Here is a 13,202-nt window from a genome sequence, read left to right on the forward strand (position 1 = left end):
GCCGGACGTCAGCCGGCGTCGACGTGGAGCAGGGCCGGGTTGCCGCCGGAGAAGGCTGGCAGGTCGGTGCGGACCGTGACGCACAGCCCCGCCGGACCGGCGTCGATCCGCAGGTCGCCGGTCAGATGGTGGGCCAGCCAGAGCCCGCGGCCGCCGGGCGCACTCGCGGCGGGCAACCCGGCCGGCACCCGGGCGTCGCCGTGGCCCTGGTCGCTGATCTCGCAGATCAGCGTGTCGCCCTGCTGGCGCAGGTGGATCCGGCCGGCTCCCCCGCCGTGCCGGACCGCGTTGGCGACCAGCTCGTGGACGGCCAGCACGAAGCCCTCCAGGGACTCTCCGGCCAGCCCGGCGGCGGCGACACGGGCGGTCACCGCTCGGCGCACCGCGGTGATGGTCGTGGCGGCGAACGCCTGTGACAGCAGGACGGCCTCCGCCGAGCCGGCGAACGCGCCGGCCGGCGGGTGATCGTCGACGGTTCCGCTGTCGGCCATGCCGGGGAGATTACCCGTTACCCCGATGCGGATCTCAACGCCCTGTGAGAGACGCCGCCGGCCGGCCCGCGACGGCGAACCGCAACAGTGGTCGGTAGACGCGCAGGGAATCGGTGACCCCGCCGAAGTGCGAGGCGGCGTTGCCGTCGAGGTAGGTGGTGGGCACGACCACCTCCTCGAGGGGTCGCCCCGCGCCGGCGGCGTCCAGCAGCACGTTCATCTCGTACTCGAAGCGCTCGCCCTCGACTTCGCCGAGGTGGTCGAGGAGTTCGGCGGGATAGGCCCGCAGGCCGGTCTGGGTGTCCGACACATACCGGCCGGTGACGGCCCGGAACAGCACGCGCGTCACCTCGTTGCCCAGCCGGCTGCGCGGTGGCATCGCGTCGAACCGCCGGACGCCCAGGACGATCCGCCCGGCGCCGGCCCGTTCGGCGACCAGCCGGATGTCGGCGGCACGGTGCTGGCCGTCGGCGTCGGCGCTGACCACGTCGAGGCCGGGGTGCGCGCCGCGGGCATACCGGAAGCCGGTCTTCAGCGCCGCGCCCTTGCCCCGGTTGACCGGATGCCGCAGCACGGGACAGCCGAGCCCGCGGACGGCGGCCAGCGCCGGTTCGCCGCCGGGGCCGCTGCCGTCGTCGACCACCACGATCCGGGGCGCGGCCACGCCGTCGGCGATCAGGTCGCCGACGAGTTCGCCGAGGTGCGGGCCGGGCCGGAACACCGGCAACAGAATGACGGTGTCCGGATACGCAAGCTCACTGCTCACCTGTGCTCCCTCGCTGTACGGCAGTGCGCCCCCTATACCCGTCCGGGTCGCCGGCGCACCCCTCTGCGTGGCGATTCACTCCCCGGTCGCCCTCGGGCGGGCGTCAAGCGGCCACGGTCGCCCGGGCACGCGGGGAGACGGCTTTGCGGGCGGCCCGCCGCAGCATGGCCCTGACCACGGCGGGGTGGACGAGACCGACCAGCCCGAGATAGGCGCGGCCGGCGCGGGAGCGGGTGGCGGCGTGGGTGGACAGGGTCACGGTCGTGCCGTCGCTGTCGGGCTCGACCAGGATGCTGGCGCGGAAGTCCAGGTGGCCGGCGTCGGTGCCGAGCAGCACCTCACGGCCGTCCCGGCCCACCGTGTCGAACGCCGAGGAGTCACCGCGCTCGATGCCGAACGGGGCGACGACCACGTTGCGCAGCCTCAGCAGGGCGGTGACCACGGCCGGCGGGTCACGGAACACGCCGTCGGCCCAGACCTGCGGGTCGACGCTGGTGCCGGGCGGCACCCGGACGCTGAAGGCATCGGCCAGGTCGGGCCGGGGCAGGGCGGCGTGCAGCAGGGCGGCCTCGGCCGGAACCGGGCGCGCCCGGACCTTGCCGCCGCCCTCGAGCGCGACGGCCAGCCGAGCCCGCCACGGGTATCGGACCGGGTCGGCGACGGAGCCGGTGACGGCGCGCTCGGCGTTGTCGAGAAGGTGCTCCAGCACCGTGTCGTGGCAGACGCGGACGATGGCCGGCCAGAGAATCCGCATCGCGCCGCGGGTGTCGGCGACGATCCGGTGCCGCAGCAGGCACGAATCGGGGCCCTGCGGCAGCACCTCCATGGTGTGGGTGCCGACCAGACCGATCCGCGGGTCGAAGGTGAACTCGATCCGGCGGCCGGGCTCGTAGGCGCTGACGTGGTAGAGGACCGCGCCGTGCCCGCCGTCGGCCCCGACGGCGAGGGGGCGGTCGAAGCGCATGGGCAGCCAGCACGGGGTGGGCCACAACGGGTCGTCGGCGGAACCGGCACGGTCGAGCAGGCGCCCGACCTCGGCGGCAGGGACGGGGAGCACACGTTCGTGCACGTTCTCCACGGCGAACCAACCTTCCATACGCATCCGTATGTTTTTCCGTACTGTAGCGTATGGCCATGGGCGAGCACCGCACCCGGAAGCCATCCGCGACCAGGCTCACAGCAGACGACTGGACGCTGGCGGCACTGGAGGCGATCGGCCGCGGCGGGCTCGCCGCGGTGGCGGTCGAGCCGCTCGCCACCCACCTCGGCGCCACCAAGGGCAGCTTCTACTGGCACTTCGCCAACCGGGACGCCCTGATCCAGGCCGCGTTGCACCGCTGGGAGACCGACCACACCGACGCGGTCATCGAACTGGTCCAGGCCGAGCCCGAGCCGCTCGCCCGGCTGCGCCTGCTGATCGGCATGGTCATCGAGTCGACCGCGAGTCCACAGGCCGACTCGATCGAGCTCGCCATGCTGGCCACGGCCGACCACCCGCATGTGGCGCCGGTGCTGGCCCGGGTCACCGAGCGGCGGGTGGCGTACACCGCCGGGCTGTTCGAGGCTCTCGGCCTGCCTCCGGAGGAGGCCGCCCGCCGCGCCCTGCTCGCGGTCAGCGCTTACCTGGGCCATGCCCAGCTCGCGCACGCCGCGCCGCAGGTCGTTCCCGGCACCCCCGGGGAACGCCGCGCCTACGTCGACCGCATCATCGAGTTGCTCACCGCGACGTAGGCTCGCATGATCGTCGGTACGCCATCGAAGGGACGACGGATCATGCCGCAGAGCAGCGACCCACCGGTGATCGTGCGGGAGACCGGCCACCTCGGCCATCTGATCCTGAACCGGCCGGCCGCGATCAACGCGCTCACCGCGGAGATGGTCGGCATCCTGCGGCGCGCCCTCGCCGAGTGGGCGGTCGCCGACCGGATCCGCACCGTGCTGATCACCGGCGCCGGGGAACGAGGGCTCTGCGCCGGCGGCGACCTGCGGGCCATGCACGCCGACGCCGTCTCCGGCGGCACCGGCTCCCTCGGGTTCTGGGCCGACGAGTACCGGCTCAACGCCACCATCGCCGCCTACCCGAAACCCGTCGTCGCCCTCATGGACGGGCTCGTCATGGGCGGCGGGATCGGCGTCTCCGCGCACGCGTCCCTGCGGGTGGTCACCGAGCGCTCGCGCCTGGCGATGCCCGAGACCGGCATCGGCTTCCACCCGGACGTCGGCGGATCCTGGCTGCTGGCGCACGCCCCGGGCCGCATCGGCACCCACCTCGCCCTCACCGGCGGCACGATCGGAGCCGCCGACGCGATCACCGCGGGCCTCGCCGACGACTACGTGCCCGCCGGCCGGCTCGCCGACCTGACACTGCTCCTCGCGCACGGCGACGCGGCCGGCGCGGTCGCGTCGTGCGCCGCGCCACCGCCGCCGGGCAACCTCGCCACCTCCCGCGACTGGATCGACCCCTGCTACGCCGCCGACAGCGTCGCCGACGTCGTCGAACGTCTCGCCGGCCACCCCGATCCGGCCGCCCAGGCCGCCGCCAAGGAGATCGGCGCCAAATCGCCGACCTCGCTGGCCGTCACGCTGCGCTCGGTGCGCGCCGCCGCCACGCTGCCCGGCCTGCTCGCCGCACTCGACCAGGAGTACCGGCTGTCGGCCGCCCTGCTGCGGCTGCCCGACCTGGCCGAGGGCATCCGCGCCCAGATCATCGACAAGGACCGCCGGCCCCGATGGCGGCCGGCCACCATCGCCGACGTGCCGGCGGAACTCGTCGACGCCTGTTTCGCCCCGATCGAGCAGGCGCCCGACCTGGACCCGGCCACGCCCGCCCGATGAGGGGCCGGGGTCGCCGCGGCCGGCCTTCAGCGCTGCACGGCGTCGTCCTCGTAGACGTCCGGAACGCCGTCGGCGTCGGTATCGACCTCTTCCCGGGCGCACAGCCGCCGGTAGTGACTGTTGCGGGCCCGCAACACCAGCATGGCCAGCACCGCCGAGATCAGCGAACCGGCCAGGATGCCGATCCGGGCGTGGCCGTCCTTCGCGCTGCCGGCGCCGAAGGCCAGCTCCCCGATCAGCAGCGACACGGTGAACCCGATCCCGGCCAGCAGCGACAGGCCCAGCACGTCCCACCAGCTCACTCCGTCGCCCAAGGTGGCGCGGGTGAACCGTTGCACCAGCCACGTCGAGCCCAGCACCCCGGCACATTTGCCGGCCACCAGCCCGGCGACGATGCCGATCGTGACCGGGTCACGCAGTGTCTCGCCGAGCCCGCCCACGCCCGCGACCGACACCCCGGCCGCGAAGAACGCGAAGACGGGCACCGCGAAGCCGGCTGACAGCGGCCGCCAGCGGTGCTCGAACTGCTCCGCCAGACCCGGACCGGGCCCACTGTCGCGGCGGATCACCGGAACCATGAAACCGAGCAGCACGCCGGCGACGGTGGCGTGCACGCCGGACGCGTGCACCAGCGCCCACGTGGCCGCGGCGAGCGGCAACAGCAGCCACCACGACCTGACACGCCGCTGGACCAGGAACGCGAACGCCGCCAGCGGCGCGAGAGCCGCGGCCAGCGCCAGCAGGTTCGGGGAACCGGTGTAGAACACCGCGATGATCGCAATCGCGAGCAGGTCGTCGACGACCGCGAGGGTCAGCAGGAACGTGCGCAACGCCGACGGCAGATGGGTGGAGATCACCGCCAGCACGGCCAGCGCGAACGCGATGTCCGTCGCGGTCGGCACCGCCCACCCCGACAACGCCCCGCCCGCCGCGCCCGCGTTGACCGCTATGTAGATCAGCGCCGGGACGGCCATCCCGCCGACGGCGGCCGCGACCGGCATGACCGCCCGCCGGGGATCCCGCAGATCCCCGGCGACGAACTCGCGTTTCAACTCCAGACCCGCGACGAAGAAGAAGATCGCCAGCAGACCGTCCGCCGCCCACTGCGCCAGCGTCAGATCCAGATGTAGCGCGGACGGGCCCACCCGCAGCCCGATCAGGTCCTGGTAGGCCGACGACCACGGCGAGTTCGCCCACACCAGCGCCAGAACCGCGGCGCCGAGCAACAGCGCGCCACCCACCGTCTCGGTGCGAAGGATGTCGCCGACCCGGCTGACCTCCGGCCAGGTGCCCCGGCCGAACAGGTGACGAACCGGACGAGGCGGCGTCTGTGACACGATCACTCCCAGTAGCAGGCACGACGAAGACATCGCCGACCAGACTTCCCGGCACACCTGCCACCGAACCTACCGGTGATCACTTCCCACCGCAGCGACAATCCTCACTCCGCGATCACACCGGCTCCCGGTTCCGGCGCCGGCTCGGCGAGCCCGGGGCCGGGAAGCGATGTCTTCCGTGCCGTAGATCCTCGAACCCTGCCCCAGGGGCAAGGCCAAGCCCTCCGGCGAGGGTAAAATCCACTGTGGCTTCCTCCCCCGACGCGGCGGGCCCGGCGGCCGTGCCCCACGGTGGGCTCGGCGGCGAGATCGGCTCCGAACCCACCCTGGTCGTCGTGCGGGGCAACTCCGGAAGCGGAAAGACCACGACCGCACGCGAGGTACGCCGCCGTTACGGGCGCGGTTGCGCGCTGATCGAGCAGGACCACCTACGCCGGATCATCCTGCGCGAGCACGGCGGCCTCGGCCCCGACGCGGTGGCGCCGTCGTTCATCACGGCCACGACCCGCGCGGCACTGGAGGGCGGCTACCACGTCGTCCTGGAGGGCATCCTCGACACCGGGGAGTACGGCGGCCCGCTGCGCCGCCTGATCGCCGAGCACACCGGGCCGGCCGCGTGCTTCTACCTGGACGTGTCGTTCGACGAGACGGTCCGCCGGCACCGGCGCCGCGAGGAGCCGATCGCGGTCACCGCCGACATGATGCGCGGCTGGTACACCAGTCGTGACCTGCTCGGGGTCCCTGGTGAGCGGGTCATCTCGGAGACCACCGGCTTCGAGGAGGCGGTCACCGAGATCCTGCACGGCAGCGGTCTCGCCGCGGCCGCGGCCCTGACACCGTGCCCGGCCCGCTGCCCGCGCTGCGCCGCGAAGAGCTCCGGCAGCTCAGCCGTGGTGTGAGGCAGCGCCGCGGCGCACAGCGCAGGCGTGCCACCGTCACGGAATCACCCTGATGCGCTGTGTCCCCTTCCCACGCGCTCCGTTCGCCAAGGTGACGTCCACGTCGATGGAGTGGGCCCCCCGCGGCGCGACTTCACCGTCAGATCCGCCGGAGCCGGATCCGGCGAGTCAGGGACCGGCGGGCTGCTCGATGCGGCGGAGCCGACGCTCGATGTGGCTCTCGATGCGGTGTAGAGGGCGACGCTACCGCCGATGACCGCGGCCCGGCGGCCGGGGAAGACCGCCGTCGGCAGCCCGTCAACGGATGGCCGGGTGCCGCCACCCACGGCTCTGACTCCGCGGGGAGGGCGGCGTGCGAAGTGGACGGTGCGGCAGGATGGCGGACATGGCCGTACGCAAAGTGATCATCGCCGGTGGTGGGGTCGCGGGGACCGCGACCGCGCTCGCCCTGCTGACAGCCGGCATCGAGGCGGAGGTGTACGAGGCGCACGCGTCCGGCGGCGCGGACGCCGGCGCGTTCCTCACCGTGATGCGCAACGGCATGACCGCGCTCGCGGGGATCGGCGCGGCCGAGGCGGTGGACGCGGTGTCGTTCCCGGCGCGGGCGGTGGGGCTACTCGACCCCTAGGGCCGGCGGCTCGGGCACCGGCCGATCGATGGCCCGGCGCGATCCCTCACCCGCGCCGCGCTCTACCGGGCATTGCAGGAGCTGGCGACCGCGCGGGGCATCCCGGTGCACCCCGGCAAGCGGATGACCGAAGCGTCGAGCGGTCCCGGCGGCGTCGAGGAGACGGTCGCCGCGAGCGCTCGCTTGGGCGCCCAGTGAGGACAGCGTCATCGAGCGGCGAGCCATCGGCGGATCGCGGCGAAGTCGGCATCGGTGAGGCCGACGAGGGGATCCACGCGGTGCAGGAGAGCAGGTCCCTGATGGTGGGTTCGGACCCATCGCTGATCGGCGCCGGTGATCTCGTCGTCGAGCCAGACGAACGGGCGGCCGCCTGCTTGCCGGGTGAGGAATCTCGTCTTCCAGTGCAGGCCGCGCTCGGGGCTCTCGTCGTCCGGGAAATCGACCACGGGCAAGACCGGCAGCCCGAGCCGGGGAGCGACGACTTCGTTCGCGTCGGCCATCCAGGTCGTGGCCCAGACCAGCTGACATCCCAACGCCAGCAATCGGTGCCCGTCCGCCGGGTCAAGCCGATCCACCAGCGGATTGCCCGGAGCCTCTGCCGTCCTCGGGGTGACACTCGCGAGCGGGTGCCCGGCCGGCCGGGCACGGAGCGGAATCAACGGTCCGTCGACGTCCAGGAAGAGCAGCGGCCGGTCGTCTCTGGTAATCATCGGGGGAGAAACTATCGCAGAGGTGGAGGGGTGCCCATGACCGCCGAGGCCGAGGACCGCGATGCCGTGCGCGCCGCGCTCGATGCGCTGACCCGCCGGTTCTTCGCGGCGGTGTCGTTCGAGTCCGGGCAGCGTCCGGCATATCCCGTGCTTCACGAGCTGTTCGTCGAGGGCGGCCGACTCATTAGGAACAGCGGCGACCAACCCGAGATCGCGACGGTGGAGCAGTTCGTCGAGCCGAGACAGCGGTCGGTCGACTCGGGAGAGCTGAGCGCGTTCGAGGAGGCGGAGACCGCGGAGATCACGGAGATCTTCGGCAACGTGGCGCACCGCTTCAGCACCTACACGAAGTCCGGCGTGCTCGGCGGTGACCCGTTCACGGGCCGCGGCATGATCTCGACGCAGTTCATCCGGACTCCGCACGGCTGGAAGATCAGCTCCATGGCGTGGGACGACGAGCGGCCCGGACTCACCATTCCCGACCGCTACCGCTAGCCCAGTGGCCTCGGCATCCGCCAGGCAAGCGAGCGCATGTTCCACGGCGGCCCGGATCCCATCGCCCGTGCCGCATCCCGGCCCAATCCCGGACACATCCGGCCCTGACGGCGCTCGGGGTCGCCCATCCGGTCGGCGAAAGCAGCCGTTGCGCGGATCCCCGGTAGTCGCTTCGCGACCAGAATGAGTCGGCGCGGCGGAGGCAGACATCCGCCCCCTGATGGTGGAGTGCCTCGAATGAGCGGCTGGCAGCTGTCCGGCTACACGCCTGTTCGTCCGCTCGGCGCCGGCGCGTCGGGCAGCGTCGTGCTCGCCACCCACGACGAGACCGGCACCCCGGTCGCGATCAAGTATCTGGTGCGCGTCCTCGGGGACGAGGCGTCGTTCCGGGCCGCCTTCCGGAAAGAGGCGCAGCTCCTCGGGGTGATCAACGACCCACACGTCTCCCGGCTGTACGAATACATCGAGTCCGCTGACGGCGCGGCGATCGTGATGGAGCTGGTCAACGGGGCGTCGCTGCGCCAGATGCTGCGCGAGCACGGCCCCACCACCCCCGAGGCGGCGCTGGTGGTGCTGAAGGGCTCCCTCGCCGGGCTGGGCGCGGCGCACGCCCACGGCGTCGTGCACCGCGATTACAAGCCGGAGAACGTGCTGGTGACGGGGGCAGGGCTGAGCAAGCTCGCTGACTTCGGCATCGCCGCGCCAGTCGGCCAGGGCGCCGACACCGTGGTCTCCGGCACGCCCCGCTACATGGCTCCCGAGCAGTGGACGGGCGCCCTCGCGACGCCCGCCTGCGATATCTACGCCGCCACCGCCACCTTCTTCGAGTGCCTCACCGGCAACCCGCCGTACGACGGGCCGAACCTGTTCGCCCTGCACGAGCAGCACGCCAACGCGCCCATCCCGACGGATCCGGCCCCGGCGCCGGTGCACGACCTGCTCCGGCACGGCATGGCCAAACAACCCGCCGACCGGCCTCAGCACGCCCTGGCGTTCCTCGACATGCTGGAGCGGGTGGCCGGCGCCGCGTACGGCCCGGATTGGGAGGACCGCGGGCTGCGCGAGCTGGCCCGCCGGGCCGCGCTGCTCGCCGCGCTGTGGCCGTTTCCCGACGGCGCCGCGGGCGCCACCAGCGTCGCCGCAACGACGCTCGGGGAAGCCACACCCGGGCGTCCCGGAGTCCTCCGCCGTGGCCGCAAGTTGACCGTGCTGGCCAGCGGCGCCCTCGTCGCGGCGCTGCTCGCCGGCGGGGTGGGATACCGCTACGCCGCCGCCGCCGACGAATACCCGGTCGTCGCGGGAGGCCCGGCGAGCCCGGGCGCCGCCGATCCGGCGGTGGCCGGACCGTCCAGCGTGATCGCCCCGGCGGCCTCGGCGACGCCGTCGGCCTCATCGACCTCGCCGACCCCGGCCGGCTCGGTGACGCGGACCGCGACGACCAGTCCGACGCTGCCGGTGGACCCGGGCGCCACGCCCGGCCCGTCCTCCTCCGCCTCGGCCACCGGCGTGCCGTCGCCCAGCGCCACCACGCCCACGCCGACCCCGTCGGCCAGCACTTCGCCCTCGGCCCGGCCCGATGCCACCGCTCCCGCGGTCGGCGCCGTCCGCGCCGGCCCGTCGGCTCTGGAGGCCGAGACCTGCCGGTACGGCGCTCGCACGAGCACCATCACGGCCACCGTCACCGACGACCAGAGTGGCCCGGCCGCTCTGAAGGTCAGCTTCCGCTACACCCTGGGCGGCGCCACCTCGACCGGCGCGATGAAATCGGCCGGCAGGGGCGTCTTTCAGGGAACGCTCGGCCCGCTGCCGATGCCGAAGTCGGCCACCCGCGTTCCGGTCTCCGTCGTCGCCGTCGATGCGGCCGGAAACTCGGCCCGGTCGGCGTCACCGGCGTACGTGACCCTCTCCAACACCTGCACCCCCGGTTAGGAGCACGCCGTGCTTGCCGCACAGAGGCACGTGTCCACGCGGGGACGGCGGGCGTGACCCGGCCGGAGGAACCCCTCGGCGACCGGGCGATGCCGCCGCCCGCCGATCCGTGGGCGACCATCGACCGCCCCGTCCCCACCGTGTACCTCGGCGATCCGGACACGACCGTCGACGTCGGCTCGTCCGACCGGACCGCGCAGCTGCCCGGGCCGAACCCGGCCGCGCACGTGACCCCTACTGCTCCGACCGTGCGCATCCCGCCACCTGCGCCGACCGCGCAGGGCGCCTCGACCGCCGCGACCGTGCACGGCTTCCCCACTGCTCCGACCGTGCAGGGGTCTCCCACTGCTCCGACCGTGCACCGCTCCCCGACTGCTCCGACCGTCCACCTGGGCTCGTCAGCGCCGACCGTGCGCGCCGAGCACGAGTTGCGTTTCGGGCCCGGCGTGCCGCCGGCTCCGGTAGCCACCCCCGGCTGGCCGGCCACCCCCACGGCCGGGCGGCGTCGCCCGCTGTGGCGCCGGCTGGTGTCGCTGCTGTCCAGCCTGCTGACCCTCGCGCTCGTCGTGGTGGTCGGGTTCTACGTGTGGCAACGACTCCGGCCTCTCGTGGTGGAGAGCGCCACGGTGACCGTCCCGCGGCCCGCCGGAAACCGCTGCGATGTCACCGTCGACGTGGTCGCCACCGTGAGCACCAACGGCAGGAGCGGCGTGATCCGCTACCAGTGGTTCCGTTCGAACGCGTCACCGGGCGTCGTGCTCACCGAACAGGTCGGCAGCGGCCAGCGCACCGCCACCCTCACCCTCCAATGGACGTTCAGCGGTGTCGGCACGACCACCGAGACCGCCACCGTCAACATCATCGAACCCTCGCCGCTCCAGGCCGGCACACCGGTCGCCTACCGCTGCCGGCGCGGCTGACGGTGCTCAACCTTTGACGAAATCGACTCGCATGGCGTCGGCGTCACGCAGCACCATGACCACACCCTCGGCGCGCGTCCACCTGTCCGAGACCAGGAAGTACTTGCCGCCGCGCCGGTCCATCAGCCGCAGACCGGAGTATCGGTACCGGAACTCTTCCTTGTCCTTGCCGAGGATGTCGGTGCGCACGCCCGGCGCCGTGAGGCGCAGCGGGGCTGAGCTGTAGACGACCACCCGCACCTGCTTCTCGATCGTCGTGGAGAACTCGTGCGCCAGATCCTCACCGAGGACGTGGGCGTAATTGGACGCCGACCAGAACAGGCACGCGGCAGCGGACAGACCGACGAAACCGCGCAAGAGCGCGAATCCCGGCATCGTCGCCCCACCGAGCCGCTGTCGCAGGTCTATGCGGTACATGACCAGGAACAGGGCGGCCGCGATGCCGAGTGGGAACAGGATGTATGCCTGGCTGTCCCACCACTGGGCGGCGAGGTAGACCGTCAGCAGCGGCGCCGGCCACACCCCGGCCAGGATGCGACTGATCATCCGCCGGGCGGTGGGCGACCCCTCCGACCAGCGCAGAAGGGCGTCATCCACCCCGATCCACAGCAGGCCGCTGACGCCGATCAGCGCCAGAAGGTTGAACACCGGGCCGACGCTGCGAAGCACGTACTCCTGGGTCGTCATGCTGAGGACGCTCTCCACGATGCCCAGGGCTCGGGCCTGCGTCTCGCTGCGACGCCAGCCGAAATAGACCAGCAATGCCGTCAGCGCACCGATATTGGCCAGTGCCAGCAGGCTGAGCCGCCCCACCACGCCTTCGCTGTTCGCCGGCGTCACCGGCGGTCCGGGCGGCTGCCGGCGAGGAGGAAGGACCGTCTCGCGCTGGAGCCGCCGTCGGACAGCGCTCATGGCGTCGGCGCGCCTTCCGGCTTATCCGGCAGGCTGTCCGCCGGGGCGCTCGATCCGTCGTTCTCCGAGGTCGACGGTGTGGTCTCGGTCAGTTCCGGTTCCGTGATCTGCGGTTCTTCCGATTCATCCGGATTCCCAGTCCCGGCGGGATTCAGCGGGTTCTTCTGCGGGTCGCCCCATGCCGGTGCGGTACCACCGGGGCAGGAGAAGTCCCGTCGCGGCCGCTGGTGAACGACGCTGGCGGCGGTCTTGTAGACATCGCAGGCGTACGGGTCACCGGCCAGACCTGCCCACTCTCCCGAGTGCCGGTCGGCGCGCCGGAACATCTTCCTTCCAGCCGCCACGTCGCCACGGCAGAAGTAGATGGCGGCCTGGAACAGCAACACGTCCCGGGGACTGCTCAACAAGCTCCATCCCTCCGCGCCGCCCGCTGGCTGGTTCAGCCATCGCTGCGCGCCGCCGCAGTCGGCCTCGTACAGACGCGAGTACAGAGGAGCCGCTTGGTTCACCCCGCCGTCGCCCTTGGGCAGCGAGTCTTTCCAGGAGTACTTCTTGCGGCCCGAGCCGTACGCTTCCGCGCCGGCCGTCGCGCTCTCCAGGGGAACGGCAGCCGTCGCACTCCCCGGAGGCGACGCCGGGGGCTCGTCCCGCGTGTCGCGGGCGGCAGGGTTGTTGCAGGCGGCCAGCATCACGCAGGACAGCAGTGTCAGTCCCGCGGGTACCGCCTGATTCGATGCGACTCGTCGCCTCAACGCCTGAGCTCCGCCCTGCGTCCGCTACCGGATACACCTCGGGTGTCCGATCCAGCAGCCGCCATCGGCCTCGTCGGGCGCACTCATCTCGACAAACCCGGTCACACCCTGAATCGCCGTGCCATCGCCTAGCGTAGGCAGGTGTCGGGGGCCTCGTCGTCGTCTTGGCTCAACCGCTCACGCGCCACGCGGCCGGCGGTTCACCGCCCGCGTTCACACGCCTCCTGTGCCGGACCGCCCGCCAGGCGGCCGGACGCCGCGCGGCCGGACGCGTCGCCGGCCGGAAGCCCTGTGAAATCCCTGATCTCGGTGACGCGGCGCCGGATGTCGGCTGTTCTGGGCCGAGTGTCGTATCGTCGGACGGTGCCCGATTCTGTAGCGAGCCGCGGTACCGCGGCTGCCACCCGTGCCGCCGCCGGCCCGCCGCGCAAGAGCGCCGGCGGTCAGCCGTTCAAGACGAAGGCCGAGAAGCGGGCCGAGGCCAAGGCCGCCAAAGCGCGCGCCCGGGCGATGCGCCGACGCCGCCGG

The 13,202-nt window shown here is 72.7% G+C and carries 14 protein-coding genes; 7 read left to right on the forward strand and 7 right to left on the reverse strand.

Features of this window, described 5'->3' with window-relative positions:
* Positions 1 to 8: 8 nt before the first annotated feature.
* The 3 genes from QLQ12_RS13425 to QLQ12_RS13435 all read right to left on the reverse strand — a co-directional run bounded on the left by QLQ12_RS13425 (position 9) and on the right by QLQ12_RS13435 (position 2,335).
* Positions 9 to 491 (reverse strand): ATP-binding protein, encoded by a 483-nt coding sequence (locus tag QLQ12_RS13425; RefSeq protein ID WP_282759865.1) that lies wholly within the window; start codon positions 489 to 491, stop codon positions 9 to 11.
* Between the two features lie 34 nt (positions 492 to 525).
* Positions 526 to 1,257, reverse strand: coding sequence for a glycosyltransferase family 2 protein (locus QLQ12_RS13430; protein ID WP_282759867.1), 732 nt, complete (start codon positions 1,255 to 1,257; stop codon positions 526 to 528).
* Positions 1,258 to 1,360: 103 nt separating this feature from the next.
* Entirely contained in the window at positions 1,361 to 2,335 is a 975-nt protein-coding gene (locus tag QLQ12_RS13435) for a DUF2867 domain-containing protein (protein WP_282759869.1), read from the reverse strand.
* 56 nt (positions 2,336 to 2,391) lie between these two features.
* Here QLQ12_RS13435 and QLQ12_RS13440 point away from each other — a divergent pair, with 56 nt between their 5' ends.
* A complete protein-coding gene (locus QLQ12_RS13440; RefSeq protein WP_282759871.1) occupies positions 2,392 to 2,988 on the forward strand; it encodes a TetR/AcrR family transcriptional regulator in 597 nt (198 codons plus the stop codon).
* A 42-nt stretch (positions 2,989 to 3,030) separates the two neighbouring features.
* Positions 3,031 to 4,092, forward strand: a complete 1,062-nt coding sequence (locus tag QLQ12_RS13445) for an enoyl-CoA hydratase/isomerase family protein (RefSeq protein ID WP_282759872.1) — start codon at positions 3,031 to 3,033, stop codon at positions 4,090 to 4,092.
* 26 nt (positions 4,093 to 4,118) lie between these two features.
* Here QLQ12_RS13445 and nhaA read toward each other — a convergent pair whose 3' ends face one another.
* On the reverse strand, positions 4,119 to 5,462 hold the full coding sequence (nhaA, locus tag QLQ12_RS13450; RefSeq protein WP_407651470.1) for a Na+/H+ antiporter NhaA: 1,344 nt from the start codon (positions 5,460 to 5,462) through the stop codon (positions 4,119 to 4,121).
* Between the two features lie 275 nt (positions 5,463 to 5,737).
* Between nhaA and QLQ12_RS13455 the strand changes: the two genes are divergently transcribed.
* Both QLQ12_RS13455 and QLQ12_RS13460 read left to right on the forward strand, forming a co-directional pair.
* The gene (locus QLQ12_RS13455; protein WP_407651474.1) at positions 5,738 to 6,328 is read left to right on the forward strand and encodes an AAA family ATPase; all 591 of its coding nucleotides are present in this window, start codon (positions 5,738 to 5,740) and stop codon (positions 6,326 to 6,328) included.
* A 385-nt stretch (positions 6,329 to 6,713) separates the two neighbouring features.
* A complete protein-coding gene (locus tag QLQ12_RS13460; protein WP_282759876.1) occupies positions 6,714 to 6,956 on the forward strand; it encodes a Rossmann-fold NAD(P)-binding domain-containing protein in 243 nt (80 codons plus the stop codon).
* Between the two features lie 206 nt (positions 6,957 to 7,162).
* Here QLQ12_RS13460 and QLQ12_RS13465 read toward each other — a convergent pair whose 3' ends face one another.
* The gene (locus QLQ12_RS13465) at positions 7,163 to 7,666 is read right to left on the reverse strand and encodes an HAD domain-containing protein (protein WP_282759878.1); all 504 of its coding nucleotides are present in this window, start codon (positions 7,664 to 7,666) and stop codon (positions 7,163 to 7,165) included.
* Between the two features lie 36 nt (positions 7,667 to 7,702).
* Here QLQ12_RS13465 and QLQ12_RS13470 point away from each other — a divergent pair, with 36 nt between their 5' ends.
* From QLQ12_RS13470 to QLQ12_RS13480, 3 genes are all read left to right on the forward strand, one after another.
* The gene (locus QLQ12_RS13470) at positions 7,703 to 8,161 is read left to right on the forward strand and encodes a DUF4440 domain-containing protein (protein WP_282759880.1); all 459 of its coding nucleotides are present in this window, start codon (positions 7,703 to 7,705) and stop codon (positions 8,159 to 8,161) included.
* A 237-nt stretch (positions 8,162 to 8,398) separates the two neighbouring features.
* Positions 8,399 to 10,090: a serine/threonine-protein kinase gene (locus tag QLQ12_RS13475; RefSeq protein ID WP_282759882.1), complete on the forward strand. Its 1,692-nt coding sequence runs from the start codon at positions 8,399 to 8,401 to the stop codon at positions 10,088 to 10,090.
* Positions 10,091 to 10,143: 53 nt separating this feature from the next.
* The gene (locus tag QLQ12_RS13480) at positions 10,144 to 11,010 is read left to right on the forward strand and encodes a hypothetical protein (RefSeq protein WP_282759884.1); all 867 of its coding nucleotides are present in this window, start codon (positions 10,144 to 10,146) and stop codon (positions 11,008 to 11,010) included.
* A gap of 6 nt (positions 11,011 to 11,016) precedes the next feature.
* On the opposite strand, the gene QLQ12_RS13485 is transcribed toward QLQ12_RS13480, so the two are convergent.
* Positions 11,017 to 11,922, reverse strand: coding sequence for a hypothetical protein (locus QLQ12_RS13485; protein ID WP_282759885.1), 906 nt, complete (start codon positions 11,920 to 11,922; stop codon positions 11,017 to 11,019).
* On the reverse strand, positions 11,919 to 12,614 hold the full coding sequence (locus tag QLQ12_RS13490; protein ID WP_282759887.1) for a hypothetical protein: 696 nt from the start codon (positions 12,612 to 12,614) through the stop codon (positions 11,919 to 11,921). Before QLQ12_RS13490 ends, QLQ12_RS13485 begins: the two co-directional genes overlap by 4 nt.
* Between the last annotated feature and the right edge of the window lie 588 nt (positions 12,615 to 13,202).

It is taken from the genome of Actinoplanes sandaracinus (assembly GCF_030009775.1).
GTDB lineage: Bacteria > Actinomycetota > Actinomycetes > Mycobacteriales > Micromonosporaceae > Actinoplanes > Actinoplanes sandaracinus.

What these genes read in the sequence shown, in the direction of transcription:
- QLQ12_RS13460 (WP_282759876.1), top strand. Translation starts at nt 6,714, where the DNA reads ATGGCCGTACGCAAAGTGATCATCGCCGGTGGTGGGGTCGCGGGGACC.
- QLQ12_RS13440 (WP_282759871.1), top strand. Translation starts at nt 2,392, where the DNA reads ATGGGCGAGCACCGCACCCGGAAGCCATCCGCGACCAGGCTCACAGCA.
- QLQ12_RS13465 (WP_282759878.1), bottom strand. Translation starts at nt 7,666, where the DNA reads ATGATTACCAGAGACGACCGGCCGCTGCTCTTCCTGGACGTCGACGGA.
- nhaA (WP_407651470.1), bottom strand. Translation starts at nt 5,462, where the DNA reads ATGTCTTCGTCGTGCCTGCTACTGGGAGTGATCGTGTCACAGACGCCG.
- QLQ12_RS13470 (WP_282759880.1), top strand. Translation starts at nt 7,703, where the DNA reads ATGACCGCCGAGGCCGAGGACCGCGATGCCGTGCGCGCCGCGCTCGAT.
- QLQ12_RS13485 (WP_282759885.1), bottom strand. Translation starts at nt 11,922, where the DNA reads ATGAGCGCTGTCCGACGGCGGCTCCAGCGCGAGACGGTCCTTCCTCCT.
- QLQ12_RS13445 (WP_282759872.1), top strand. Translation starts at nt 3,031, where the DNA reads ATGCCGCAGAGCAGCGACCCACCGGTGATCGTGCGGGAGACCGGCCAC.
- QLQ12_RS13425 (WP_282759865.1), bottom strand. Translation starts at nt 491, where the DNA reads ATGGCCGACAGCGGAACCGTCGACGATCACCCGCCGGCCGGCGCGTTC.
- QLQ12_RS13475 (WP_282759882.1), top strand. Translation starts at nt 8,399, where the DNA reads ATGAGCGGCTGGCAGCTGTCCGGCTACACGCCTGTTCGTCCGCTCGGC.